Raw genomic sequence first — 13858 nt, 5'->3', positions numbered from 1 at the left:
TCGGTGTCGGTCACGGCTGAACGATACGTCGACGTCGTGATCAGCCGGTCGCGAGGATCTCGTGCGTCAGCGCGATCAGGTCCGGCAGGGCCGGATGCCCCGGCCCCTCGCGCCGGGCGAGGACCAGCGGGACGTCCGGGGCGTCCGCGAGCGGGCGGAAGACCAGTGCCGGGTGGGTGTGGTTGCCGGGGGTGGCCGTCGTGGAGATGCCCACGGCGCGGCCCGCGGCGATGGCCATGAGCCACTCGTCGGTGTTGGTCACCTCCAGGGTCGCCAGGGGTTGGGCCGTCGGGGGCCACAGGTCCATGGTCGTGGTGCCGGAGACCGTGTTGAGAGCGATCCGATGGGCCGTGAGGTCCGTCAGGCCGACCTGGGGGAGAGCGGCAAGAGGGCTGTCGGACGCCATCACGACCACCCGCTTCTCCGACCCGAGCGGTTCCGTACGGAGGCCGGGCGCGGTGACCTCGCCGCGCAGCAGGGCCGCGTCGACCTTGCCCTGGGTGAGGCCCGCCGTACGGTCGTCGATGCGGAGGAGCTCCAGGGGAATGTCGGGGTGCGCCTCGTCCCAGCGGCGCAGCAGGGTGATGGTGTGGTCGCCGAGTGCCGCCCAGGAGTGGCCGAGGCGCAACGGCCAGGACGTGAGACCCCGGGGGTCCAGCGCGGTCTCCACGGCGGCCAGGGCCACGGCGGCCTTGTCGCGGAACGTGCGGCCCTCGGCGGTGAGTTCGAGGTGGTGGGTGGAGCGGTCGACCAGCCGGACGCCCAGGTGGTCCTCCAGCCTGCGCAGAGTGCGGGAGAGCGCGGGCTGACCCAGACGGAGCCGGGTCGCGGCGCGGGTGATGTTGCCCTCCTCGGCGATGACGAGGAAGGCGCGCAGGTGCCGCAGCTCGACGGTCATGTCTGTGGAGCATAACCGCGGGTGAACCGGCATTTCACATGCCGCTCGAGGATTTCTAGCGTGTACGGCATGACCTCTGCGGCGCACCCGTCGTCCACGCACACCGCCTCACCCCTTCCCGTACGGCATCCCGCGGGCCGCGGCTCCCTCGGCGGCGTCGGCCTCGTCCTGGCCGGAGCCGTCTCGGTCCAGTTCGCCTCCGCCTTCGCGGCCCTGCTCTTCCCCCGCGCCGGGGCACTCGGCACGGTGGCCCTGCGGGCCGTGTTCGCCGCGGTGCTCCTGCTGGCCGTGACCCGGCCCCGGCTGCGCGGCCACTCCCGCGGCGACTGGGCAGTGGTCACCGGCTTCGGTGTCGCCCTCGGCTCCATGAACATCCTCTTCTACCAGTCGATCGACCGGATCCCGCTGGGCGCGGCGGTCACCGTTGAGGTGCTCGGCCCGCTCCTGCTCTCCGTCGCCGCCTCCCGCCGCGCCGCCGGCCTGTTGTGGGCCGCCCTCGCCCTGACCGGGGTCTTCCTGCTGGGCCGGAGCGACTTCGGCGCCCTGAACGTCGCGGGCGTCGGCCTCGCGCTCGGCGCCGGGGCCATGTGGGCGGCGTACATCGTGCTCAACGCCCGCGCGGGCGCCCGCTTCCCGCGGCTCGACGGACTCGCCGTCGCGATGACCGTCGCCGCGCTCGTCAGCCTGCCGCTCGGCATCGGCGCCTCGGGGGCGACCCTGCTGGAGCCCGGGGTGCTCGGACTGGGCCTCGCGATCGCGGTCCTCGGCTCGGGGGTGCCGTACACCCTGGAACTGCTCGCCCTGCGACGGCTGCCCGCCGCGACCTTCGCGGTCCTCATGAGCCTGGCCCCCGCCCTCGCCGCACTGGCCGGCTACCTGGTCCTCGACCAGGCGCTGTCGCCGCCGCAGTGCGCCGCGGTCGCGCTGGTGGTGACGGCGAGTGCGGGCGCGGTCCGGATGAGCAGCCGGGAGAACCGGAAACGGTCCGGATGAGCGGCCGCGAGAATCCAAACGGTTCTGATACAGCCGTGAGAACTAGAAGCGGACCGTCATCTTCACTCTCACGTCGTCCCCCGCCTCGAGCCCCTCCGGCCCCCGCACGGCGTTCTTGACCGGCAGCAGATAGCCGCCGTCCTTCGGGAACAGCGACGTAGTGAAGGTGACCTCGCCGATCCGGGCCTCGACCGGGATCACGCCCCAGCCGTACGTGGCCATCCGGGCCACCTCGCCGATGTCGGCGGACTCCTGGTCGGGCACCGGGACGAAGTAGTAGGGCGCCGGGCCGCGCCATTCGATCACCCGGCCGGTGAAGGTGAGCTGCATCGGACCCCCGTCGCGCAGAAGACGTCAGGACCCGTTGTACCGCGCCGCGATGTCCGTGAGATAACCGCGCAGCAGGATCTTGGTCTCCTCGAGCAGCGCCGCGTCCCCCTTCGTCTCCCGGCGGAAGGCCTCCTGGGCGAGGGCGTCGGCGGCGAGGATCGCGGCGTGGCAGACGCGGGCGAGGGTCTCGTCGTCCTCGGCGAGCCGCAGGGCGAGCAGGATGCGGCGGATCCCGTCGGCCATCCGGCGCTTGTGCTCGCGGTCAGCGGTCCGGGTCCGCTCGGTCAGTCCGCTGCCGAACCACAGGGCGCGGAAGCCGTGTTCGGTGCGGTAGATCTCCGCGTACGCGTCGATGAGGACGCCGACCGGGTCCTCCCAGCGCTCGGCGGCCGCGGCCTCGACGAGCGCGTCCATCGCCGCTTCCAGCTTGGCGAAGTAGCCGGCCGCGAGCGCGTCGATGATCGCCCCGCGGTCGGGCAGGTACTGGTACAGCGAGCCGACCGACACCCGCGCCTCGGACGCGATCCGGGTGGTGGTGAGCGACTCGACGCCCTCCTCGACCAGGATGCGCTCCGCCGCCTCGAGCACCCTGGCCAACCGGGCCCGACTGCGGGCCTGTTGGGGAGTGCGGCGCAGGGCGGCGACCCATGCCGCCGGGTCGGCGTCCGGGGTGGGCTCAGCCACGGGACGACCTCCGCTCACTCACGTGAACACCTCACGTGACAACCTCCGAACGTGAACGTGACTTTGTTTCAGGTTTAGGTTAGCGTCGCGCGCATGACCGACTCAAGCCCGGTGCTGGGCGAGGAGCGGGCCGCCGTGGCGGACGCCTGCCGCCGTCTGGGGGCCGAGGGACTGCTCATCGGTACGGCGGGCAATGTCAGCGTACGCGTCAAGGACCACGTGGCGATCACCGCGACCGGCGCCGTCCTGGCCGAGCTCACCCGGGACCAGGTGACCGTGGTGGACATCGACGGTGAGATCGTGGCCGGCAGCCTGCTGCCGACCTCGGAGCTCGACCTCCATCTGGGCGTCTACCGCCGCTACGGCACCGCCGCCGTCGTGCACACCCACGCTCCGATGGCCACCGCGCTCTCCCTCGTCCTCGACGAACTGCCCTGCATCCACTATCAGTTGCTGGCCCTCGGCGGCACGGTCCGGGTCGCGCCGTACGCCACCTTCGGCACCCCGGAACTCGCCGAGTCGGTCCTCACCGCGCTGGAGGGGCGCGGTGCGGCCCTGATGGCCAACCATGGCGCGGTCACCCACGCCCCGACCCTCGACAAAGCGGTCGAGCACGCGCTGCTCCTGGAGTGGGCCTGCGGTGTCTACCAGCGCGCGGCCGCCCTGGGGCAGCCCCGCGTCCTCGACGAACAGCAGCAGATCGCGGTGATCGAGGCCGCCCTCGCCCGCAACTACGGCACCACGCAATCCGCACCATCCGCGCAGGAGGGAACTCGATGAAGGCACAGAACGTCGTCACCATGGGTGTGCACGTGCTGGACGTGCTGGTACGGCCGGTCGAGGAGATACCCGCAGGCCAGGGCGCGACCCTGGTCGAGGACATCCGCATGACCGCCGCCGGCACGGCCGCGGGCACCGCCCTCACCCTCGCCAAGCTGGGCGCCTCGGTGCGCACCGCCGGGGCGATCGGCACCGACCCGACCGGCGACCTGCTCACGCAGCTCCTCGACAAGGCGGGGATCGACACCCAGTTGCTCGTCCGCCGTACAGACACCTCCACCTCCGCGACGGTCCTCCCCATCCGCCCCAACGGTGACCGCCCCACCCTCCATCTGCTCGGCGCCAACATCACCTACGGTCTCGACGACGTGCCCTGGGACGCGGTCGCCGAGGCGACCCACCTCCACCTCGGCGGCCCCGAGCTGATCGGAGCCGAGGTCGCCGCCCGCATCCTGGCGCACGCCAAGGACCACGGCGTCACCACCTCGGTGGACCTCCTCGCGCCGGGTGAGCTCGGCACCTTCGACCAGATCGAACCGCTGCTCCCGTACGTCGACTTCCTGCTCCCCAACGAGGACCAGGTCCTCGGCTTCAGCGAGGAAGAGGACGTCGTCACCGGCGCGAAGAAGTTCCTGGCCGGCGGAGTGGGCCTGGTCGCGGTCACCCGTGGCGGCGATGGCGCCCTACTCGTCACCGCCGAGGGCACCGAGACCATCCCCGCCTTCGAGGTCGAGGTCGTCGACACCACCGGCTGCGGCGACGCCTTCTCGGCGGGCTTCCTGCGCGGGGTGGGCCTGGACCGTACGCTACGCGAGGCGGCGATCCTGGGCAGTGCCGCGGCCGCGCTGGTGGCGCAGGGCCTGGGCAGCGATCATGGCGACTTCGACCTGGCGGAGGCCGACGAGTTCTCCATGACGAGCAAGACCCGCGCATAGGCCGCACACATACCTTGCGCGGTGCGAGGGGCGCGGAATGGACGTGGGACGACCGGTGTTGCGGCAGCATCGAGTCCGTACCGCGCCACCGCACTCCTGGGAGTACCCATGCCCCGCTCGGAAGCCCGCGTCGCCACCGACCGCCCGCACCGCTACGCCAAGCAGCTCGCCTCGCACCTCGGGCGTCGCAGCCAGACCACGTGGGACGAGGAGAGCGGTGAGGGCAGCCTGCTCTTCCAGAACGGAGGCAAGGGCTCCCTCACCGCCACCGAGGGTGCGCTGCTGCTGACGCTGGAGACGGAGTCCGAGCACCTCGATCTCCTGGAGGGTGTCGTCGGCAGCCACCTGGTCCGCTTCGGCAGCAAGGACGAACTCGTCGTCGAGTGGACGCGGGGCAGCGGCGAGTCCGGTACGACGCAGCGCAAGGAGACCGACTGACGGGTGACCTCAGATCGCGCAGCCCACATGAGCCAGCGCCTGCTTGAGCAGCACCCCGTGACCGCCGGGCATCTCGCTCTCCACCGCCGGTGACAGGGCCTCCTGCGGGCTGAACCACACCAGGTCAAGGGCGTCCTGGCGGGGCTGGCAGTCGCCGCTCACCGGGACGACGTAGACGAGGGACACCGCGTGCTGGCGCGGGTCGTGGTAGGGCGTGACCCCCTGGGTGGGGAAGTACTCCGCCACCGTGAAGGGCTGCAGGGAGGGCGGGATCCGGGGCAGGGCGACAGGTCCCAGATCCTTCTCCAGGTGGCGCAACAGGGCGTCCCGGACCCGCTCGTGGTGCAGAACGCGGCCGGAGACCAGCGTCCGGCTGACCGTTCCGTCGGGTCCGATGCGCAGCAGCAGGCCGACGCTGGTGACTTCGCCGCTGTCGTCGACGCGCACGGGCACGGCCTCGACGTACAGGATGGGCATCCGGGCGCGGGCCTGCTCGAGATCGTCGGCGCTCAGCCAGCCGGGCGTGGTATCGGTCAAGTCAGACATTGCTAGATCATACTTTCCGGGGACGGCGGGCGCTCAGTCGCGCTCGCCTGGTGGGACGGGGGACGGGGCGGGAAGTCCGTAGAGGCGGCGGGCGTTGTCCCCGCCCGTCCAGGCCACGACGCGCAACGCGTCCGGCAGGCTCAGTTCGTCGGCGTCCACCCGCTCCTGGAGCAGGCCTGCCAGCCCCTGCCGGAACGACAGCGCGCCGAGCAGATGGAATTCGGCCACTCCGTACGCGTCGGAGCTGTACAGCAGCTTGCGGAACGGCGTGATCTCCAGCGCCTCCGCCAGGATCGCCCGGGACCGTGCGGGGCCGACGTAGTGCAGGGTGAGGCCCACGTCCAGGTAGACCTGCTCGAACACCGCGGCCAGATAGGCGGCCTGCCGCTGATACGGCCAGCAGTGCAGCAGCAGGACCGGGATCGTGCCCGCGGTCAGGTGCAGCCAGTCCGTGAGGTGGGTCGGGTCCACGCGGTGCATCCGGATGTCGCTGTCGCCGAACCCGGTGTGCAGTTGGAGGGGCAGCCCCAGGTCCACGGCGGTCCACAGCAGATGCCGTACGAGAACCGGATCGGCCAGTCGTCCACCGCGGGCGAGCCAGTCGGCGGCGGCACGGGTGACCTCCGCGTCCGCGGGGCGCGCCGGGTCCAGGTCGAAGCCGGTGCGGTAGGCGGCGACCGACTTCACGGCCACCACACCCGGCCGCCCCACGGCCTCCAGAGCGGCCGCGCGGAACTCGTCCGCGTACGCGTCCGGCTCCACGCCCCGCCCCGCCACCGCCTCCGCGACACCCTCGAGGCGCACGACCTCGAACGCCGCCCCGCCCGCGGCCTCTGCCAGCTCCGCCGGTGTGGTGAGACGTTCCGCCGCGTACCCGGTGTCCACGCAGAACACGTCCGTGCCCGCGGCGGTCAGGAAACGGCGGTTGACCTCCTGCGGGCCGAGTTCGGCGCGGCGGGCCAGGTAGGCGTCGGGCGACGCGTGGCGCGGGAGATCCAGCAGGGGTGCGCAGTGCCGGCGGACCGCCACGCCGACGGGGCTGTCGAAGGAGGAGATCCCCGGCCAGGCCGCGCCCTCGGTGAGCAGCGACTCGAAGCCCGTCCGGTCGAGGCCGTCGACGACGACCCCGTGGCAGTGGTGGTCCACCAGCCGGGCGGCGGCGAGGGCCTCCTGGACCTGTCCGGTCATGCTCAGTACTTCCAGCGGTACGCCGCCGCGATCTGCTCGTCGTCCAGATCGGCCACGGAATCGCTCTCCCCGAAGCGCACGGCGACCACGGCGTCGGCGAGGACCGGACCCAGCGCGGCCCGCAGCTGTTCGTCGGCTCGGAACGCCCGGACCGCCTGGGAGAGGGAGGTCGGCAGCCGGCGTACGCCCATGGCGGCGGCCCGGTCGGCGGCGAGCAGGGCCGGATCGCCGGTGATCTCCCTGGGGAGCGGCATGGCCGAGGTCAGTCCGTCGAGCCCGGCGGCGATCAGACCGGTGAACGCGAGATACGGGTTGGCGGCCAGGTCGACCGGCTTCAGCTCCAGGTTCGCGGCCCGGTCGGTCACGCCCGCCGTGCCGGTGACGATCCGCACGGCCGCCTCCCGGGTCTCGCGGCCCCAGGCGGTGAACACCCCGGCCCACTGGGAGGGTTGGAGACGCAGATAGCTGGCCGGGCTCGGCGCGGTCAGGGCCGTGAGCGCGTGCAGATGGGCGAGGACGCCCGCGACGAACGACTCGGCCTCGGGCGTCATGCCGTACCGGCCCTTGCCGCCCGAGTGCAGGTTCACGTCCTCGCGCCAGGCGGAGAGGTGGAGATGGCCGCCGTTGCCGACGCCCTCCGCGAAGACCGCCGGGGCGAAGGAGACGACCAGCCCGTGCCGCTGGGACACCGCCCGGATCGTCTGCCGTACGAGCACGCTGACGTCGGCGGCCGCCACCGGGTCCAGGGCAGCCGTCGAGATCTCGAACTGCCCGGCCGCGTACTCGGGATGGAGCTGCTCGACCTCGATGCCCTGCTCGGCGCAGGCCGCCAGCAGGTCGGCCGCGTAGTCGCCGAGCTCGACCTGGCGGGTGGCGCCGTACGCCGGTCCCGACACGGCGGGCAGGAAGTCACCGTCCGCCGCTGGGCCCCGGCCCACCGCCCACTCGATCTCGACGCCCGCCTTGAAGGTGATCCCGTGCCGCTCGGCGGCCTCGGTGACGATCCGCCTGAGGACCGTGCGGGAGCAGCCCGGATGCCGCTCGCCCTCCTGTGTGATCCGGTCGACCGGCGCCCAGGCCCAGCCGGGCTGCCCGGCCAGCGCCACGAGCCGGTCGAGGTCGGGGTAGAGGCGCAGATCGCCGTCGGGGGAGCCCAGGGTGTCGGTCGTGACGATGGAGTCGTTCGCCAGGAACGTGTCGAACACCGGCGACATGCCCACGCCCCAGGCCGCGGCGGAGGGCAGCTTCGCCGTCGGGATCGTCTTCACCCGGCAGATGCCCGCGGTGTCGACGTAGGCCAGGACCACCCCGCGCACACCCTTGTCGGCCAGCTCGTCGCTCAGTGCGGCGGCCCGGTCCACGTCACCGGGACGGCCGCCGGGAACGGGGTCGGCAAGGGTGGTCATACGTCCTCCACGACGGGCTCGGCCGGTACGGATCCCGCGTCACGGTTTCACGGCCACCGCGCCGAACTGCGGTACCACGACCGGGGAGTCGGACTCGGCACGCCACTGCGAGCAGGAGACCAGGCCCGGTTCGAGGAGGTCGAGCCCCTCGAAGAAGGTGGCGATGTCCTCGCCGCTGCGGGCCGTGATCGGCGGAGTGGCGTTCTCGTTCCAGAACTTCATGGCCGGGATCTGGCCCTCACCGCCGAGGTCGGCGTCGAACGTGGGGTGCGTCAGGGCCAGATGGCTGCCGGCGGGCATCGCGGCCATGACCTCCCGCGCGATCCGCCGGGCCTCCTCGGTGTCGAGGACGAAGTTGAGGATGCCGAGCATCATCACCGCGACCGGCTTGCTCAAATCCAGGGTCTGCGCGGCGCGTTCGAGGATCGCGGCCGGGTCGTGGACGTCGGCGTCGATGTAGTCCGTGACGCCCTCGGGGGTGCTGGTCAGCAGGGTGCGGGCGTGGACCAGCACGATCGGGTCGTTGTCGACGTACACGATCCGTGCGTCGGGGGCGATGCGCTGGGCGATCTCGTGGGTGTTGTCCACCGTCGGCAGCCCGGTGCCGATGTCGAGGAACTGCCGGATGCCCTGCTCCTCGGTGAGGAAGCGCACCGAGCGGCCCAGGAACCAGCGGTCCGCGCGGGCGATCTCCTGGATGATCGGGAACATCCCGGCGACATGATCGCCGACCCGCTGATCGACCTCGTAGTTGTCCTTGCCGCCGATCCAGTAGTTCCACACGCGCGCGTTGTGCGCCACACCTGTGTTCAGCCTCGCCGACGCACCCGACGGGGTGTGGCTCTCGCTCACTACTGTGCTCCTTCTCGTGCCCGCGGCCGTTGCCGCCATTGTGCCGTCCGATGATCAGCTTGTCCCGGAAACGGCGACTCGAACGCCCCGTCCGAGGTCCGACTCAGCCCTCCCGCCGCGCGTGCCCGTTCTGCCAGGCCCAGGCCGCGATCTCCACGCGGTTCCGTGCGGCCAGTTTGAGCTGGACGCTGGAGAGGTGGGTCTTGACCGTGGAGAGGGAGACATACAGCTCGGCGGCGATCTCGGCGTTCGTACGGCCGAGGGCGACCAGGCGGACCACGTCGAGCTCACGGTCGGTCAGGGGCTCGGTGGCCGGCCCGGGGCGGGGCGCGGTGACCGGCTCCGGCGTCCGGTCCGCCGTGACGTGCCGGAGCAGACGGACGGTGACCGAGGGGGAGACCAGTGAGTCGCCGGCCGCGGCGGCGCGGACCGCCTCGGCGAGGAGCGTGGGCCCGGAGTCCTTCAGCAGGAACCCGCAGGCACCGCCGCGCAGCGCGCCGTAGACGTACTCGTCGAGATCGAAGGTGGTGACCACGACCACGCGCATCGGATCGGCGACGTCGGGCCCCGCCAGCAGCCGTGTCGCCTCCAGCCCGTCCAGCTTCGGCATCCGGATGTCCAGCAGACACACGTCGGGCCGTACCTCCCTGGCCAGCCGCACCGCAGTCTCCCCGTCGCCGGCCTCGGCGACCACGGTGATGTCCGGCTGCGCGTCCAGGAAGAAACGGAAGCCGGTACGGACCATGTCCTGGTCGTCGGCGATCAGCACGCGGATGGGCGCTGCCGGCGGGGCGGGGCTCGTCATGGGTCGATCATGCCTCAGGGGGAGGAGGGTGAGGAGCGGCTGTGGATGGATGGAGGGCGGGGGCGGGGTGGCTGCTTCGGTGGGTGTGGTTGAGGGCGGGGTGTGGTTGAGGGTCGGATGTGGTTGAAGGCGGGGTGTGGCCGAGGGATGTGCCAGGTCACGGGCAGGGCGGGGGAACGTATGGCATCTCCTGGCGCTCAGGCGACCGTGTACTGGCTGTGACCGCTGATCCGGCCGTCGCGGACCTGCAGGACGCGGTCGCAGTGGGCGGCGACATCCGCGTCATGGGTGACCATCACCAGGGCGGCGCCCTGTGCACGCGTGACGGACGTCAGCAGCCGGACCACCTCCGTGCCGGTGGCCTGGTCCAGGGCACCCGTGGGCTCGTCGGCGAAGACCACGTCCGGTTCGACGGCCAGGGCCCGGGCGATCGCCACGCGCTGGGCCTGTCCGCCGGAGAGCTGGCCGGGCCTGCGGTGTGCCAGGCCGTCGAGGCCCAGCGGTGCGAACCAGCGGCGGGCCCGCTCGACGGCCTGCTTGCGGGGTATGCCCTCCAGCATCAACGGCAGCGCCACGTTCTCCTCGGCGGGCAGCTCCGGGAGCAGCTGACCCGACTGGAAGACGAACCCGAACCGCTTGCGGCGCAGGGCGCTCAGCCGGTTCTCGCCGAGCCGGTCAAGACGCTCGCCCCTCAGCAGCACCTCGCCGCCGTCCGGGCGGACGATCCCCGCGAGGGTGTGCAGCAGGGTGGACTTGCCGGAGCCGGACGGGCCCATGATGGCCAGCGAGTCGCGCTCGCCCACCTCGACATCCACCCCGGCGAGGGCGGTGGTGGAGCCGTACTTCTTGACGAGGCCGTAACCGGCCAGGACGGTGTTCATCACGTGAGCCGGTCCTCTGTTAGCGGTCGAACTTCCAGGTGAGGGACGTGGCCGAGGCCTTGACCACGCTGACGGGTATGTCCACGGTCCCGCCGCCGCTTTTCTTGCCGGTGCAGGTCAGGGTGGCCCCCGCCACGGCCTTGAGCCCGCTCGGGCAGGAGACGTCGGTGACCTTCACGCCGACCCACGGCAGCGGGTGGTACTTGCTCTGGGTGCGGCCCTCGACGACGTACGCGGCGAGCGCCTTGTGGCCGCCGACGGACGCCGTGCTCTGCGTGTCCAGGGAGGTGGTCGACTCGGTACCGGCGAGGAAGTAGGTACCGAAACCGAAGACCACGGCCGCGCCGGCCACCGCGCCGACACCGGTGACGAGGGTCTTGCGCTGCATCGCATGCTCCTGAGGGCAGTGAGGGAGTTCTCCCGGGAGGACTCCTGGAGGGAAGTGGCTCCACTCTCACCCGCGGACACGGGCGCCCGCCTCGGCCGAACGGCCATGGTCTGCGGGCCCGGCACGGCGGCGCCTCGACCGTTCGGCCGATCCCGTGTGCGGCGACCGCGCATACGGTGAGCGGCATGAAGTCCGTATCTGCCCGGGGCTGCGCGGGCGGCGCCGGTACCGGCGCGCTGTTCGCGGCGGTGTTCGTCGACGTGGCCTACTCGACCGAGGGCGACGGTCCCTCCTGGCCGTTGGCCGCGACCCTGCTGCTCGGCGGCGTCGCCGTGCTGTGGCCGGCCGCCCGGCACCCCCGGTGGCTCACCCCGCAGCTGCGTACCACCGTGCCGGCCGTCGCCTCCCTGGTCTGCACGGTGGACTCGGTGGCGCGCTCCGGCGTCCTGTTCGGCCCGGGCGAGCTGGCGATCCTGCTGTGCCTGCTGTTCATCGCGGTACGGCACTGCCCGCGCAACTGGGTCGTGGCCTGCGCCGCGCTCGACGGGGCCGCCGTGCTGGCGCTTCCGGTACGGCCCTTTCTGGGCGAGCAGGACACCATGCTGGGGTTCATGCTGATCGGGCTTCTCCTGGTCGGCCTCACCATCGCGTTCGCCGCGTATCTGCGTTCGCAGGACTACCGGCGGACCGTCGCCGTCAGCGAGACCCGGCGGGCCGAACGCCTGGCCATCGCCGCCGACCTGCACGACTTCGTCGCCCACCATGTCACCGGCATCCTGGTGCAGACGCAGGTGGCCCGCATGATGGCGGACACCGGCACCGAGGAACTCGACCCCGTCCTCGCCGGCATCGAGCGTGCCGCGACCGAGGCGCTGGCGTCGATGCGCCGGACGGTCGGCGTCCTGCGCGACACCGACGACGCGGCCGACCGCCGCCCGGTGGGCGACCTCGCGGGTATCGCCGGTCTCACCGAGGGTTTCGCGAGCCCCATCCAGAAGGTCACCCTGCATCGCGACACCTCGGTGCCCGACGACCTTCCGCACGAGGTGCAGGCGGCCGCCTTCCGCGTGGTGCAGGAGGCCCTGACCAACGTACGCCGACACGCGGGCGACGCCACCCAGGTCACCGTTGGGCTGCGCTACGAAGGGGCCCGTCTGCAGGTGTCCGTGTCCGACGACGGGCGCGGCGGCAGCCAGTTGCCCGCGGCGGCGCACGGGGGCGGCTTCGGACTCGTCGGCCTGAAGGAGCGGGTGACCGCACTCGGCGGAGAACTGCAAGCGGGGCCGCGGGCGGAGCACGGGTGGGAGGTGCGGGCGGTTTTTCCGGGGTGACGTGGCCGTCTTTGCGGAGTGTTGCGGGTGGTCCGTTCTGGGGGAAGCGGTGGTCTTTGGTCTGCCGCGGAGGGCGTGGTGGTCTTTCCGGGGTGCTGCGGGTGGCTTGTTGCGGGGGACGTGGTGGTCTGTCGGGGTGGCGTGGTGGCCCTTCCGGGGGTGTCGCAGGAGGGCTGTCTCGGGGGGCGTGGCGGGTCTGCGCGGATGGCGCGCGGTCGAGCCGTCCGATGCGGCCGCCGTCGGGGCCAGCGGTCTTCCCGGAGTGTCGGGGTGGGCTTTCCCGGGGCCGTGGCGGTCTTTCCGGTGCTGCCGGTGTGGTCCGTCGCGGGCTATGCGGGGGGGGTCTGTCTCGGGCTATGCGGCAGCCCGCCGCGGGGGACGGGGCGGTCTGTCGCGGCGGGCGTGGCGGTCTCCACGCGAAGCGCCCCAGCGGTCTGGTGCGAGGTGACACGGGGTCTGTCCCGAGGCGACCCAGCGGCCTGGCCCGAGGCGACCCAGAGGCCTGGTGCGAGGCGACCCAGCGGTCTGGTGCGAAGCGACTCAGCGGTCTGGCGCGAGGTGACACGGGGTCTGTCCCGAGGCGACCCAGCGGCCTGGCCCGAGGCGACCCAGCGGCCTGGTGCGAGGCGACCCAGCGGCCTGGTGCGAAGCGACCCAGCGGTCTGGCGCGAGGCGACCCAGCGGTCTGTCCCCAGTGATGCGGGCGGTCTTTCCCGGGTGAGGGGCCCGGTTGTTCAATGGGGCTGCACAGGAGAGGAGCCGCCCGTGTCCCCTGCCCCCGTGCCGTCGGTCGGCGCACGCATTCGGCAGGCGCGTCTGGAGCGCGGCCTGGGTCTGCGCGCCCTGGCCCGCGAGGTCGGCGTCTCCGCGAGCCTGGTCTCCCAGATCGAGACCGGGAAGAGCCAGCCCTCGGTCAGCACCCTGTACGCCATCACCACCGCTCTCGGCATCTCCGTCGAATCGCTCTTCGAGGTGCGGGAGACCGCGGCGGCGGCGAGTTCGGCCACCGTCGTGCACGCACTGGCGGCCTTCTCGGCCGACCCCGGCCGACGCATCGGCCCCCTGGTCACGCCGGGTGAGCGAGACGTGCTGGAGCTGGACTCCGGCGTCGTGTGGGAGCGGCTCGGGCACGTCCCCGGCACGGACGTCGACTTCCTGCTCGTCACCTACCGGCCCGGCGGCTCCTCCTCCGGTTCGGGCGGCCTGATGCGGCACGCGGGCACGGAGTACGGCTATCTGACCTCCGGCGAACTCGTCCTCACCCTCGGCTTCGACGAGCAGGTCCTGCACCCCGGCGACGCCGTCAGCTTCGAGTCCACGACCCCCCACCGCTACCGCAACGACGGCGACGAACCGGCCGTGGGTGTCTGGTTCGTGTCGAGCCAAACCGTTCAGTGACGCTT

Annotated in this window: 16 protein-coding genes; 6 read left to right on the top strand and 10 right to left on the bottom strand. The window is 72.2% G+C overall.

Annotated elements, in window-relative coordinates; translation table 11 throughout:
- Positions 1 to 40: 40 nt before the first annotated feature.
- Positions 41 to 898 (bottom strand): LysR family transcriptional regulator, encoded by an 858-nt coding sequence (locus ACIBJB_RS15015; RefSeq protein WP_398930425.1) that lies wholly within the window; start codon positions 896 to 898, stop codon positions 41 to 43.
- 69 nt (positions 899 to 967) lie between these two features.
- Here ACIBJB_RS15015 and ACIBJB_RS15010 point away from each other — a divergent pair, with 69 nt between their 5' ends.
- The gene (locus tag ACIBJB_RS15010; RefSeq protein ID WP_398930423.1) at positions 968 to 1891 is read left to right on the top strand and encodes an EamA family transporter; all 924 of its coding nucleotides are present in this window, start codon (positions 968 to 970) and stop codon (positions 1889 to 1891) included.
- A gap of 42 nt (positions 1892 to 1933) precedes the next feature.
- Here ACIBJB_RS15010 and ACIBJB_RS15005 read toward each other — a convergent pair whose 3' ends face one another.
- Both ACIBJB_RS15005 and ACIBJB_RS15000 read right to left on the bottom strand, forming a co-directional pair.
- Complete coding sequence (locus tag ACIBJB_RS15005) at positions 1934 to 2221, bottom strand: DUF1905 domain-containing protein (protein WP_398930421.1); 288 nt, start codon at positions 2219 to 2221, stop codon at positions 1934 to 1936.
- Between the two features lie 24 nt (positions 2222 to 2245).
- Entirely contained in the window at positions 2246 to 2905 is a 660-nt protein-coding gene (locus ACIBJB_RS15000) for a TetR/AcrR family transcriptional regulator (protein ID WP_398930419.1), read from the bottom strand.
- A gap of 93 nt (positions 2906 to 2998) precedes the next feature.
- Here ACIBJB_RS15000 and ACIBJB_RS14995 point away from each other — a divergent pair, with 93 nt between their 5' ends.
- The 3 genes from ACIBJB_RS14995 (at position 2999) to ACIBJB_RS14985 (ending at position 5058) form a co-directional block, all read left to right on the top strand.
- The gene (locus tag ACIBJB_RS14995) at positions 2999 to 3685 is read left to right on the top strand and encodes a class II aldolase/adducin family protein (protein WP_398930417.1); all 687 of its coding nucleotides are present in this window, start codon (positions 2999 to 3001) and stop codon (positions 3683 to 3685) included.
- The gene (locus tag ACIBJB_RS14990; protein WP_398930415.1) at positions 3682 to 4620 is read left to right on the top strand and encodes a carbohydrate kinase family protein; all 939 of its coding nucleotides are present in this window, start codon (positions 3682 to 3684) and stop codon (positions 4618 to 4620) included. Before ACIBJB_RS14995 ends, ACIBJB_RS14990 begins: the two co-directional genes overlap by 4 nt.
- Positions 4621 to 4728: 108 nt before the next feature.
- Complete coding sequence (locus tag ACIBJB_RS14985) at positions 4729 to 5058, top strand: DUF2218 domain-containing protein (protein WP_398930413.1); 330 nt, start codon at positions 4729 to 4731, stop codon at positions 5056 to 5058.
- Between the two features lie 9 nt (positions 5059 to 5067).
- Here the strand turns inward: ACIBJB_RS14985 and ACIBJB_RS14980 are convergent, their stop codons facing one another.
- The 7 genes from ACIBJB_RS14980 to ACIBJB_RS14950 form a co-directional block, all read right to left on the bottom strand.
- The gene (locus ACIBJB_RS14980; RefSeq protein ID WP_088245341.1) at positions 5068 to 5604 is read right to left on the bottom strand and encodes an NUDIX hydrolase family protein; all 537 of its coding nucleotides are present in this window, start codon (positions 5602 to 5604) and stop codon (positions 5068 to 5070) included.
- Between the two features lie 33 nt (positions 5605 to 5637).
- The gene (locus tag ACIBJB_RS14975) at positions 5638 to 6792 is read right to left on the bottom strand and encodes an amidohydrolase family protein (protein ID WP_398930411.1); all 1155 of its coding nucleotides are present in this window, start codon (positions 6790 to 6792) and stop codon (positions 5638 to 5640) included.
- Positions 6793 to 6794: 2 nt separating this feature from the next.
- On the bottom strand, positions 6795 to 8198 hold the full coding sequence (locus ACIBJB_RS14970; protein ID WP_398930409.1) for a glutamine synthetase family protein: 1404 nt from the start codon (positions 8196 to 8198) through the stop codon (positions 6795 to 6797).
- Between the two features lie 39 nt (positions 8199 to 8237).
- Complete coding sequence (locus ACIBJB_RS14965) at positions 8238 to 9050, bottom strand: SAM-dependent methyltransferase (protein WP_355748562.1); 813 nt, start codon at positions 9048 to 9050, stop codon at positions 8238 to 8240.
- A gap of 103 nt (positions 9051 to 9153) precedes the next feature.
- Complete coding sequence (locus ACIBJB_RS14960) at positions 9154 to 9855, bottom strand: response regulator (RefSeq protein ID WP_398930406.1); 702 nt, start codon at positions 9853 to 9855, stop codon at positions 9154 to 9156.
- A gap of 197 nt (positions 9856 to 10052) precedes the next feature.
- Positions 10053 to 10736 carry an ABC transporter ATP-binding protein gene (locus ACIBJB_RS14955; protein ID WP_398930404.1) on the bottom strand — a complete coding sequence of 228 codons (684 nt, stop codon included), beginning with the start codon at positions 10734 to 10736 and terminating at the stop codon, positions 10053 to 10055.
- 19 nt (positions 10737 to 10755) lie between these two features.
- Positions 10756 to 11124 carry a DUF4333 domain-containing protein gene (locus tag ACIBJB_RS14950; protein ID WP_398930402.1) on the bottom strand — a complete coding sequence of 123 codons (369 nt, stop codon included), beginning with the start codon at positions 11122 to 11124 and terminating at the stop codon, positions 10756 to 10758.
- 185 nt (positions 11125 to 11309) lie between these two features.
- Here ACIBJB_RS14950 and ACIBJB_RS14945 point away from each other — a divergent pair, with 185 nt between their 5' ends.
- Positions 11310 to 12455 (top strand): sensor histidine kinase, encoded by a 1146-nt coding sequence (locus ACIBJB_RS14945; protein ID WP_398930400.1) that lies wholly within the window; start codon positions 11310 to 11312, stop codon positions 12453 to 12455.
- A gap of 765 nt (positions 12456 to 13220) precedes the next feature.
- Entirely contained in the window at positions 13221 to 13853 is a 633-nt protein-coding gene (locus tag ACIBJB_RS14940) for a helix-turn-helix domain-containing protein (protein ID WP_398930398.1), read from the top strand.
- The last annotated feature ends 5 nt before the right edge of the window (positions 13854 to 13858 follow it).

Origin of the sequence: Streptomyces sp. NPDC050759 (assembly GCF_044456945.1) — a bacterium.
In the GTDB taxonomy this organism is placed as follows: domain Bacteria; phylum Actinomycetota; class Actinomycetes; order Streptomycetales; family Streptomycetaceae; genus Streptomyces.
The sequence above is the reverse complement of the archived record's forward strand: the minus strand, read 5'-3'. Positions and strand labels throughout refer to the sequence as shown.